Raw genomic sequence first — 12,906 nt, 5'->3', positions numbered from 1 at the left:
TACTGTAGCTCTATTATTAATTTATTATTTCCTGTTACTTATCCTTCAAAAAATTGTATAGCCCGATACTTAGTATCGGACTATAGTTTGTTTCAGTTTTTTATTACATTAGTCCTTAATAATCATAATCCAAACCTAAGGTATTTCGCAAATCGTTGAGTGCAGGGTTTTTATTAGCTAGAAACTTAAACTTCTCGGCTTGAGTATAAATCATTGGTTTCTCTTCTTCTTTCAAAATCGATACCTCAATGTGAATCGTACTATTTTGCATAGCTTTACGCAAGTGCGTAAGCACTTCTGTACGTAATGCCGTGGTCAATAGTTCTACCTGAATTTCATTATCAACAGCCAAATGAATCGTAGTTCCTTCTAGCGTAAAATCACGATTGAGGATTACAAACTCACTAAAACGCTCACGAGATTCGAGCCATTTCACAAACGAATCCCATTGTACTTTAAGTTGCTCTTTGGTAAAAGCCTTATTTTGGACTACTTGTGTCTCTTCCAATACTGGCATTGGCGCCGAAGGTGCCTTGGCTGTTGATACAGCCGATTTTCCCAGATTAGCGGTACTTTTCAGTCCTCCAAGATTGACCTTAGGAATACTTCCTACTGGTGCAGTGTTGGTTGGAACAGATTCAGCTGGGGTATTACTTGATTGAGCAGGAACAGCGTTTGTACCCTGAGACGTAGATACAGGCGAACTGATAGGCTGCTGCGTTACAGCAGGACTATCGGCACTAGGCTTTCCCGCAGCCCCACCCTCCACAGCAGGGAGTGCACTCAAATTGAGCACATGAGGAATATGCGCCAATTTAAGTAAAGTGATTTCTACGTGTAATTTTTGATTTTTGGCTGATTTATAATTCAAATCACATTGAGAACCAATACTCAATCCTGATGCCAAAAACGAAAAATTAGCTTTAGCCGACTGCTCTAAATATTTTTGTTGAACACTCTCTGACACCTGTAATAATTTTACTGTTACGGGGTCTTTACAAACTAAGAGATTTCGGAAATGTTCTAATAGTCCTACGACAAACTGATGCCCATCAAATCCTTTCTTTAAGATTTCGTCAAAAAGTAGATACGCCTCAGCTACCTTCGACTCCATGAGAGCGTCGGTCATTTTGAAATAATAGTCATAATCCAAAATGTGTAAGTTTTCTAATACTTCATTATAGTGTAAAGTATTGTCTTTAGAAAACGTCACATTGAGGTCAAACATCGAAAGAGCATCACGCAAACCACCATCGGCTTTTTGCGAAATCAATTCGAGGGCGCTCCACTCAGCAATGATTCCTTCTTTAGCAGCAATATTGGCCAGATGTTGCGTCATATCTCCGATTTGAATACGATTGAAGTCAAAAATTTGACATCTCGACAAAATCGTAGGGAGAATTTTATGCTTTTCGGTAGTTGCTAATATAAAAATGGCATACGCAGGAGGCTCTTCCAGCGTCTTCAAGAAAGCATTAAAAGCACTTGTTGAGAGCATGTGAACCTCATCGATAATATAAATTTTATATCGTCCAGACTGAGGTGGATAGCGTACTTGGTCGATTAGATTACGAATATCGTCGACGGAGTTATTTGAAGCCGCATCTAGCTCGTGAATATTGAAAGATGCGTTATTTTGAAAGCTTTTACACGATTCGCACTCGCCACAAGCCTCCGCATCATGCGTAAGGTTTTGACAGTTAATGGTTTTTGCAAGAATCCTCGCACAGGTAGTTTTACCAACACCACGAGGGCCACAAAACAAAAAAGCCTGAGCCAAGTGATTGGTTCGGATAGCATTTTTGAGAGTAGTTGTAATATGAGATTGACCCACTACGGAATCAAACAAAGCAGGGCGATATTTCCGAGCCGAGACTACGAAGTTTTCCATAGATGCAAGTTAGGAATTGTAAGACGATTTGACAAACGAGGGAATTAAAATCATGAGTCATCTTTAATTGAGTGAATTGAGATTGAGTGAATGAGTGATTATTTTTATTTCACTTGTAGAGACGTAATACTTTACGTCTGGAGCCAAGTCATATTTTATATTGTAGTACCAAAAACGGCGTTCGAAATGAGTTTTTCGAACGCCGTTTTTGAAATTTAGAGAATCATCCTAATGTTAAGATTCGAGATAATCAATGGTTGATACTATATGGCAAAATGATATACCTTTAGACGTAAAGTATTACGTCTCTACGAATAAAAATAATCACTCATTCACTCAATTTCAATTCACTCATTGTTTACCATCTCACCTGACCATCCCCTTCTACAATCCATTTCTCGGTAACGAGCTTTTCGAGTGCAAATGGGCCTCTGGCGTGAAGTTTCTGAGTCGAAATGCCTATTTCGGCACCTAGTCCAAACTGTCCTCCATCGGTAAAACGTGTAGAGGCGTTAGTATAGACTGCAGCCGCATCGACTTCTTGCACAAAACGCTGACAGAGTTCTGTATTTTGCGAAAGAATTGCTTCTGAGTGACGAGAAGAATGTTTGCTAATATGATTTAAAGCCTCTTCTAAGCCTGAAACGACTTTAATTGAACATTTATAATCTAAAAATTCACGACCAAAATCTGCCTCTGTTGCTTCTTGTAAAGATTTGAAACCTGCTTCAGCTAAGATTTTATAAGCTATGCTATCAGCAAAAACTTCTACATTCCATTTATTAAAACCTTCTATTAGGCTTGGCAAAAATGTTTCAGCCACCACTTCATCGACCAAAACTGTATCCAAAGAGTTACATACCGAAGGACGAGAAACTTTGGCATTAACCACAATTTCGGTTGCTTTAGCTAAATCAGCTGTTTTTTCCACATAAGTATGACATACCCCTGCACCTGTTTCGATAGTTGGTACCAAAGAATTTTGACGCACAAACTGAATCAACGATTCAGAGCCACGTGGAATGATTAAATCTACAAATCGAGTAGCCGTTAGCAATTCTTTGACAAATGCGCGGTCGGTTGGCAATAGCGTAATCGCATCTGTGTTGACACCAAACTCACGTAAAACTTCATGAATAAGACTTATCAAATACGTATTGGTATCGAAAGCATCCGAACCTCCACGCAACACTACGGCGTTACCCGAGCGAATACAAAGTGCAGTTACATCAACGGTTACGTTCGGGCGAGATTCAAAAATTACCCCAACAACGCCCATTGGAACTGCTATTTTTTTGATTTTTAAGCCATTTTGTAATTCTTTAGACAAAAGTAATTCGCCTGTAGGGTCGTTTAGATTAGCGACATCCTTCATACTTTTGGCCAAATCAGCAATACGTTTTTCGGTAAGCATCAAACGATCGTACTTGGGGTCTGCGGGGTCCATGCGGAACAAATCTTTGGCATTTTCTGTAATAATTTGTTGAGTATTGGCAATCAATACCTCTGCCAAACGATAGAGAATATCCTTTTTTTGTTGATCGCTAAGTCTTCGAATTTCTGCCGAAGCCGCATGTGTCTTGGCCAAAATTGGCACAATAGACGTTAGTTCGATTGTTTCAAGTTGCATAAGTTGGTTAACATTAATTTTAAATCAAATTTCGGAAAGATTTTCTAAAACTCCTCTTAAAATCGAGAAATAAGCGAGTACAACCTTCGTTCGACTAGTTTAGGACGCATTAGTAATCACCTTTATTTTAAAGTGTTTTGTACACTTCATTGTAGTAATAGTCTCAACGTATAATATCTTTGTAATTAGTAAGTCTTTGTAACAATACGATACCTTTTGGAGCAAGAGTCTTTCACTTTAGAACCAAGTGATTCGTAGTATCAGTCTATATACATACACTTTTATGCTAAAAAATCATACGACACTAACTAAGTCTATTATCACTTTATCAAGTCTTATTTTTATCATTTTAGGACTCTATAAGTTGCAGTATTTCGGACTAGAATACGATGAAACACTATTCATTAACGCTGCGCTTGGCGACCTTGATGGAGAGACCTTTGTGATCTATAAGATTAAAGATTGGGTGGTACTTTGTTACCTATATATTGGTGCTTTGAAAGCATGGATTTATATGCCAATATTTAAGATTTTTGGTGTCAATGTACTCAGTGTTAGACTTCCAATGCTTTTATTAGCCTGTATCAATTTATGGCTTAGTTATAAAATTACGGCAAAGTATTTCAATAAAAGTATCGCTCTTGCCACGTTATTGGTTTTGTCACTTGATTTAACTTTTCTTTCGTTACAAAGATTTGACAAAGGTCCTTCTTGTATCGAGATGTTTATCAAGTTATTCATCTTACTTTGGCTAACATATCCTAACAGCCAATGGTTTCGTTATGGTCTCACGGTATTTTTCTTGATGTTTGTTGGGGTATATAATAAGTTTAATTTTATCTGGTTTACCAACGCCGTGTTTGGTGTATATGCACTCCAGCAAGTTCCAAGTATTTTACCTATCCTAAAAAAACTAGATTTAAAAAGCCTATTTCAATCTAATTTTTTCCGTTATAGTGCTGGTTATATGGTGTTTGTTTTTCTTTTTTTACTTACCCTAAAAACACTCCATATCGACGGTCAAGGAGGAGGCTTAACACTCAGTTTTTTAAAAGAGCGCTTAGTATTTTGTTTTAAAGAAACTAAGTATTTGCTTTTACAAAATAGTATTTTCAAAGTTTTTGGCTGGAGTATCGCAGGAGTTCTTTCTTCTACAATAATGAACATTGTTATTCTAAGCTGTGTGCTGATTAATGTTTGGTTGTATTTGAAAGGGCGTATTTTGTTTTATTCGTCACATACACAGGCACTTTTGTTGATATTATTGATTTTTCTACAATATATCATAACCTCTGCTGCCACTCACGTTTGGCATAGTTTTGTGATGTACCCTATGCTTCCTATCGTCATACTTAGTAGCTTTTATGAATTGGGAAAATACATAGGAAGTATCGTTCCTTTTATTGGAATAACAACGATTGCGGTGGGTTGGAATCTTTTTACCAATGTTTTGTTTTTTCAAAACATCAACAATCAAAGCTGTATCACTGAAATTTTTATTCCTGAAATCAATCAAGTAATTGAATATGTTGCTCAAGACGAGCATCGCTTGGTTATCTCTACAGACTGGGGGACCCATACTCAGCTCTTAGGAGTAGATAACAAAAGAAATACGTTTTCAGAGCCTTATCGACTGTTTCCATATCCTTCTGAGCTATCGAAATGGTGGGTCAAAAATCAAAAGTTCTTCAATGACACCAAACCTGTGATTATTGTACAACCCATAGCAACAGACATTGCTAAAAAAACACGATATGACTACAATGTGACTATGGAAGAGAAAAAAACAGAAGATTTTCTACATTACCTAGAGCAAAAGGGAGTCAAAGTATGGCCTACAAAGCTTATCAAAAACTCATGTGGAGATAGATTATTTCAAATTTATGAAGCGAGAGTTACTAAGGAACTTTAACACATAAAGAGCATAAAAAAGGGACTTCAATCAGCTTGAAGTCCCTTTTTTATGCTCTTTATTTACTAGAAATCATATCCTAAAGTCAGATACGAAATTGGTGCTTTTACCTCTTTATTTTCTACGCCCCAGCCAATATCAAACTTCACAAAGTACCCCAAAATCGTAGTTCGCGCTCCGATACCATAGCCTACGAGGAACGGACTACGGAAATCGGTAATAGTTGCTCTAAATGGAATATTTTCACCATTGGCGATTTGGGCAGGCGTAAGATTAGGTAATACATAAGTATTGAAAGCATTTCTACGAGAAAAAGGACCAACTCCTGTCCATGCTGTACCGACATCGGTAAAACCTGTTAGCTGTAAGTTTTTAAAGAAATTAGAATAGATTGGTCCCGAGTACAAGTACTTCGCAATTGGGAAACGAACTTCAGCATTTAAGGCCATAAAGCTATTGCCCGAAATTTTGTTCATATTAAACCCTCTCAATGGCGTTGCATAATCAAGAAAGAACAAATCTTTTTCGATCGTACTTGACGTAAATGGATTGTTTTTATTGTTGGTAGCCTCATAAGTACGACCAATCCAGTTATCAGCACCACCCATGACTGTTGCCTTTGGTGCATTTCCAAAAGAATGCCCTCCAGCACCACGAAATGCCAAAATTGTTCCTTTGCCAAGTCGGATATAATGACGAATATCTACATTGATTTTTTCAAATCCATCTGATGCCGACGTTACACCAGAGTAATGGTCATAACGAACTTTGAATCGTGTTCCTTCTAATTGATTTAGCCCATGACTAATCGTGTTATCATACACATACTCAGCTCTTGCGCCTACATAATCAGCATTGATGGTTGGCAAATATGGCGCAATTACACTTGTATTTAAATCAAACTCATAATAGCGAGTCGTAATAAAATTAGTCGAAACCGAGATTCTTGAGTTGGTATTGATAGGATATGCGGCACTAAAAGTAACTTTGTTTAGGCGATATTTGGTATCCTGAACTTCGCCATCGTCGCTGGTAGTTCTTCTATCAAATCTTACCGAGTAATCTATCTTCTGTGCTAAATAGGAATATTCAGCCCACAAATCTGAGTTTTTGAGGTTTGGAGTTAAGAACAATCCTGTTTTCAATAAATGATTTTCTAACAAATCATTCATCTTTAGATTGGCATTCAATCCAAATCCTCTTTGTGGTAGTGGATCTACCACAAAATCTGTTTCGGTGCCATTTACCACAAATGCATTATTGTAGTCAGTAGGTCCTTTGATTTTGATATTATCTTTTCTGGCTTGTTTCGATGATAAAATTCGTTCTGTACGCGTTTTTCTATCATTCTTCTTATCTGCCGCGTTAGAGGCAGGCGATTTAACAGTTGCATTATCATCAAACTGATAATTGTCCGTATCTATTTCGCCAGGTAATAACTTAATACTTGGTTGGGTTGTGGTCTCTTTGTTTGCCTCTACAGGCTTTGTATTAGCGCTAGTTGGCTTGGTTGTATGTACAATTGGCGCACCAAACAACCTCACATTACGATTGGTAAATGGAATATTGGATTTAATACCCAAATCCGCATTTTTCTGATAAGCAATAATATCTTGGTTGTTATCAATAAAACGATATACCAAGCTATTACTCGATAAGGAATAGTCAAAATCTACAATATCGGTACGGAAAGTACTTACTAGATTAGGAGAATTTTCTCCTGCAATTAGTTTATAAATATTGCGAATCCCTTTTTCATCGCTCAAAAAATAAACCGTATTACCATCTGCAACTACAGGGTGAGAGATATTGCCTAGTGAATCAACTAAGACTTTTACGGTCTCAACCTTTGGTTTTCCTTCATGTAGAAATAATTTGAAAGGATTTGTTACAGACTTATGTGTGCCTTTGTCTACTTCCAAAGAATCTTTCAGACGATTAGATACAAAAATGAATTTTCCTGCATTTCCAACAAATTGTGGATTCAAGTCGTCATACAGGTCATTGGTCAGTTGGCTTACTGAAGAACGAGCAATATCCATCAAAAACAAATCATTTTGTCCCTTGCTTTCGGCACTAAATACGATTTGAGTTCCAGCGTCCGAAATATCAAAATCACTGATTTGAGTAAAGTTCTTGAAGACTCTCTTGGTCTGTAATTTACCTGATAAGTCTTTTTCAGTAATATCCGAAAACAGATACAAAATCATATCTCCACGGTCTTCAAAAATAACCGCCAACGAACCGCCTTTTGTCCAAGACACTAATGGTAAAGTATGGTCAATCGATTGATTGAGTGTTTTGAAACCACTTGACAAGATGGTTTCGGTACGCTTTGTCTTAAGGTTAATTACCTCTACACTCGAACGTCCCAAATCATTACGGGTCAAGGCTAAAAAGTTGCCATCTGGGCTGATTTTAAACTGATTAAGTCTATTAGGAGCATTCAGTGCTTGTTGTCCTATCTTGAAGTCATACTGTGGAAGCGTATAATTGGCGATTGTAGCTTCGGCGTTACTAGTGTAAAACTCTCTCCATTCTTTAAGAAATCTAGAAAAAGGCATTCCTAGTGTACTCGAAATAGAGGTTTGTTCATTACGAATAATACGAGTGAGGTTGAGAATATTAGAAATATTTTCACGACCATAGCGCTCTGCAATGTAGTTCCAAACTGATTGTCCAATCAGACCAGCTTCACGCCCAGCAGTTTGGTTGGGACGCTTGATAAACTTATTGATAATGGCGTCGCTCATATACGAGTCCAACTCGGTACTCCAACCCTCTGCAATGTATTGTGAAATACCTGAAATAAACCATTCTGGCACGCTCAATAACAAGGAGTTTTGTAGGGATTCTTTGATACTTCCACCATACAACATATCATGGATGAATACCCTAGAAATCTCACGAGTTAGTTCTTTACGAAACGTAGCGGCACTTCCTGAATACGCTATTTCGATACGAGATTTAGCCAAGTTTTCTTCACGAATTTCTTTTTCGCTCGACAAACTCAATCCAACATTGCTTTGATTAAGATCAGAAGTGGCGTTATACACAAAAATTTTTGTGCGGTTGAAAGGAGAATACCCCAGAACGTCGGTAATACGATCGAATTCTGATTCGGCCATTTGAATCGCTAATGTTGCAGTCTGCTGACCACCTTCATAATAATACACCTCAAAGTTTTGTGTACTTAAAACTTTCCAGTGAAATGGGCGGTATTGAATTCTATTTTTCCCAAACTGCTCCTGTGTAGGAAAAGTAGTTTGGGCATCAGCATAAAACGAGGCTAGCAGAGATAGTACTAGTATAGTTTTTTTCATTGTTGATTCAGCTTGGGTATTGTTGCTACGAAAAGCTTAGATTTATGTGGTATCAGAGAACCATACTACTTGGATTGTCCTTCACGAATCCAAGCCTAGCGCTTATTGCTTATCGCCTAGAGCAACTTCTTAAGATTGCTTTTGGCCTAAATATAACGAACCAAAACGATTTATATTGACTTCGGGGTCAAGTTCTTTTTTATTGACCAAAAAGTCAACAAATTGTTCGGCAAAATACGGTGCCAACGAAACACCTTTTGACCCAAGTCCGTTAAACACCCCCAAATTATGATATAATGGATGCAACCCAACGATAGGACGGCGGTCTTTGGTAGCAGGACGTACCCCTGCGAGTTGTTCTTCTACTTCAATATCTGCCAACATGAGCTTATTGTATTTTTCTAACAGGTCAGCTCTTCCTTTTTCGGTTGGTATCCAATCCAAGTCGTGCCAACTGTAGGTAGCTCCTACTCTAGCTCGTCCGTTGGGAAGTGGTATTACAAATACGCCTTGGTTAACCATTTCTTTCAACGAAATATCTTCTTTAAATTTTACTCGAAGCACTTCTCCTTTTACGGGGTTGAACGGCAACCACGAAAAATAAGGATTGTTCCGTCCATAAAAACCTTCACAAAAAATCAACTTGTTGTAGGTCAGCGTCAATTCGTTATTTACTTGGTAAGTATTGTTTTCAAGATGAAGACCCTGATAATCGAATAAGTGTTGCAACAAACATTGCTTTTTTTCAAAATATTCTCTAAAAGCGTCCAACATCAGAGGTAAATCTACCCAACCCGAATGATCTGTCATTACTCCTCCGAGTTCGCTTTTTACAACACTTTTGAGAGATTCGTCGGGTGTATGATATTTTCCAAAATCGCCATAATTGGCAACAGCTGTTTCTTGCAAAAGAAAATCCTTTACTTCTTGATTAGGAAACGGACGAAACATCTGCATCGGATGAAAGAAGTTTTTTCCTAATTCTTTTTCCAGTTCGGTATAATATGTTTTGAGAAAAGGAAAAATCGCATCCGCCAACCATGTTTTTACGAGTTTACGTCCAGTAACAGGGTTGTAAATGCCAGCGGCAACTCGCGAAGATGATGGTTGTTCGTAATTGTCCAATACCATGATTGAATACCCACGCTTTGCCAAGCTATACCCTAATAAAGACCCCGCAAGTCCTTGTCCTACCAATAAATAATCGTAATGTTTTGTTGTCATTTCTAAAGTATTTGACCTAGAAAAAGTTTTTTACAATATAGATAGTCGCCTTCTCTCAAAAACTAAAAACCATTGATGCTGATAACTTCTTAATTATTCAGCATCAATGGTTTTATTATTTAAAATACTAACTATCAATCGTTTGGTTTTAGAAGATTACATTGTTCAATATTTTACTATTAATCTAACAATGCCACTTTTGCATCGTGCAACTGAATCACAAAATCAACCTGTTCTTCTAAAGTCATAAAAGAAGTATCCATCAAGGTAGCATCCTCCGCTTGGACTAAAGGACCTTCTTCACGAGTAGAATCGATAATATCTCTTTTCTTGAGGTTCTCCAAAATTTCTTCGAGGTCAATCATCTCTCCTTTTTGTAGAAGTTCTAATTGACGTCTTTCGGCACGAATCACAGGGTCGGCAGTCATAAATACTTTTACTTCGGCATCAGGAAATACTTTTGTCCCAATATCACGACCGTCCATTACTACGCCACGGCTTTTACCCATTTTTTGTTGTTGGGCTACCATCGCTTTTCGCACTATGGTAATAGCACTTACTTCACTTACCATTTGCGAAATATACATTTTACGAATTTCATCCTCTACATTCAATCCATTAAGGTACACATCGCTTGCGCCACGGTGCTCGTTGAACTGAAATGAAATATGAATCTCGCTCAGTGCCTTCTCTATCTCCTTGGGGTTTGTAAGGCTAATATGATGCTCATGAAAATACAAACTAACAGCACGATACATCGCACCAGTGTCAATAAAAGCGTATCCTAATTGTGCTGCCACACGCTTTGCGGTGGTACTTTTTCCACAACTTGAATAGCCGTCGAGAGCAATAATGATTTTCTTCATTGAATAGATATTTTGTACAAAGATAAGTAACTTGAACCAGAGTTGAGAGAATCTCAAAAGTTGATTAAACTCATTTACTCTATAAACATCTGAATATCAAAACCATACTCTTATGCAGATTCAAGCAAACCTCATCAACATACTTGATAAAAATATTTCATACTGTCAAATTACGATTGAAGGCGGTTATATCAAAGAAATCATTGAATTAGCTTCGACTCCCCAACCAAATACGCCTTATATCCTCCCTGGTTTTGTGGATGCACACGTGCATATCGAAAGCTCAATGCTAACACCTGTACAATTTGCCAGACTTGCTGTGGTACACGGTACGGTTTCGACCATTTCGGACCCACACGAAATCGGCAATGTCTTAGGAGTAAAAGGCGTGGAGTACATGATTGAAAATGCCCGTCAGGTTCCTTTTAAGTTTTGTTTTGGGGCACCTTCATGCGTACCAGCTACCACTTTTGAAACTGCGGGAGCCACTATTACGCCCGAAGATATTGCTTATTTGTTTGATAATTACCCCGAAGTCGGCTATTTAGCTGAAGTCATGAATTTCCCTGGGGTATTAAACGGCGACCCTGATATGTTGTCTAAGATTAGCTTGGCACAACAATACAAAAAACCTGTGGATGGGCACGCGCCTGGGTTGAGAGGCGAAGCAGCCAAGCGCTACATTGAAGCTGGTTGTCAAACAGACCATGAATGTTTTACAGCCGAAGAAGCGCTCGACAAGCTCAAATACGGTATGAAAATCCTGATTCGTGAAGGTTCTGCTGCCAAAAACTTTGATGCCTTAATTGGACTATTGCCCGAACACTACAACAATATGATGTTTTGTTCTGATGATAAACATCCTGACAATTTAGTGGAAGGACATATCAACGAGCTAGTAAAGCGAGCATTGGCATTGTATCCAGATTTGTTGTTTGAGATTTTGCAAGTAGCTTGTGTCAATCCTGTATTGCATTATCAATTACCAGTAGGTTTGTTACGAGCAAACGACCCAGCCGATTTTGTGTTGATAGACAACCCTATTGCTTTTAACATTTTGGCAACCTATTTGAATGGTGAAAAAATTGCAGAGAATGGAACGTCTTTTATTTCAAATCTTAGTAGTGAAATACAAAACCAATTTAGTTGTTCGTTAAAGACTTCTGAAGATTTTGTAGTAAATGCGCAAAATCCTGATAATGCTATGATTAAAGTCATAGAAGTATTGGACGGACAGCTCATAACTTTGAAATCAGAACACCAAGCGAAGGTCGTAAATGGTGCGCTTGTTTCGGATGTTGAGCGTGATATTTTGAAAATTGCAGTAGTAAATCGCTATAAAGATGCCTCTCCAGCCATTGGTTTTATAAAAAATTTCGGATTAAAATCAGGTGCAATTGCCTCGTCTGTAGCCCACGATTCGCATAATATTGTGGTCGTTGGCGTCGACGAACAAGCCATATCTGATGCCGTAAACCTAATTATTGAGGTACAAGGTGGGGTATCGGCAGTATCGGGCAATGGACAGAATAAAATACTTCCATTACCGATTGCCGGACTTATGTCAGGAGAAAATGGCTATGATATAGCAAATAATTATTCGGAAATTGATAAATTTGCAAAACAATTAGGAACCAACCTGAAATCACCCTTCATGAGTCTTTCATTTATGGCACTCCTAGTTATTCCAAATTTGAAGCTTTCAGACCTTGGCCTTTTTGATGGCGAACGCTTTGAGTTGACATCTTTGGAAGTATAACTTCATCGAAACAAAACTAAAAGAAACTATAGCATTTTCGGATAACCTACATTATTTGAAAATGCTAGATTAACTAAATAGTCTATTATTTTGAAAAATTTTACACTAGAATCAATCAAACTAAAAGTGGACAAAACGTCTTCTTTTGCTGAAAAATCTCATAAAATAGGGTTTGACTTCAACCCTAATGCAATTTCGTATAGCAAATTTCCTAACGCTTTTCAGGATTTATCGCATCACTAGCGTACAGCATTGTATCTAGTCGATATTTTATCGCTAAAGTTTTACCAATTATTTTCCT

At 37.8% G+C, this 12,906-nt stretch carries 7 protein-coding genes; 2 read left to right on the top strand and 5 right to left on the bottom strand.

All coding sequences use genetic code 11. The features are described 5' to 3' along the window. Window positions 1–115 precede the first annotated feature (115 nt). Entirely contained in the window at window positions 116–1,891 is a 1,776-nt protein-coding gene (locus QM481_RS21215; protein ID WP_283383225.1) for a DNA polymerase III subunit gamma/tau, read from the bottom strand. A 358-nt stretch (window positions 1,892–2,249) separates the two neighbouring features. Then, entirely contained in the window at window positions 2,250–3,521 is a 1,272-nt protein-coding gene (locus tag QM481_RS21210; protein WP_283383224.1) for a glutamate-5-semialdehyde dehydrogenase, read from the bottom strand. Window positions 3,522–3,804: 283 nt separating this feature from the next. Here QM481_RS21210 and QM481_RS21205 point away from each other — a divergent pair, with 283 nt between their 5' ends. Continuing rightward, a complete protein-coding gene (locus QM481_RS21205; RefSeq protein ID WP_283383223.1) occupies window positions 3,805–5,433 on the top strand; it encodes an ArnT family glycosyltransferase in 1,629 nt (542 codons plus the stop codon). Between the two features lie 65 nt (window positions 5,434–5,498). On the opposite strand, the gene QM481_RS21200 is transcribed toward QM481_RS21205, so the two are convergent. The 3 genes from QM481_RS21200 to cmk form a co-directional block, all read right to left on the bottom strand. Next, window positions 5,499–8,756, bottom strand: a complete 3,258-nt coding sequence (locus QM481_RS21200) for a hypothetical protein (RefSeq protein WP_166550401.1) — start codon at window positions 8,754–8,756, stop codon at window positions 5,499–5,501. 129 nt (window positions 8,757–8,885) lie between these two features. Next, entirely contained in the window at window positions 8,886–9,980 is a 1,095-nt protein-coding gene (locus QM481_RS21195) for an NAD(P)/FAD-dependent oxidoreductase (protein WP_283383222.1), read from the bottom strand. A 179-nt stretch (window positions 9,981–10,159) separates the two neighbouring features. After that, on the bottom strand, window positions 10,160–10,846 hold the full coding sequence (gene cmk / locus QM481_RS21190) for a (d)CMP kinase (protein WP_166550403.1): 687 nt from the start codon (window positions 10,844–10,846) through the stop codon (window positions 10,160–10,162). A 112-nt stretch (window positions 10,847–10,958) separates the two neighbouring features. Between cmk and ade the strand changes: the two genes are divergently transcribed. After that, a complete protein-coding gene (gene ade, locus QM481_RS21185; protein ID WP_283383221.1) occupies window positions 10,959–12,605 on the top strand; it encodes an adenine deaminase in 1,647 nt (548 codons plus the stop codon). Window positions 12,606–12,906: the final 301 nt, after the last annotated feature.

The organism is Flectobacillus rivi, assembly GCF_030056655.1.
Lineage (GTDB): Bacteria > Bacteroidota > Bacteroidia > Cytophagales > Spirosomataceae > Flectobacillus > Flectobacillus rivi.
The sequence above is the reverse complement of the archived record's forward strand: the minus strand, read 5'-3'. Positions and strand labels throughout refer to the sequence as shown.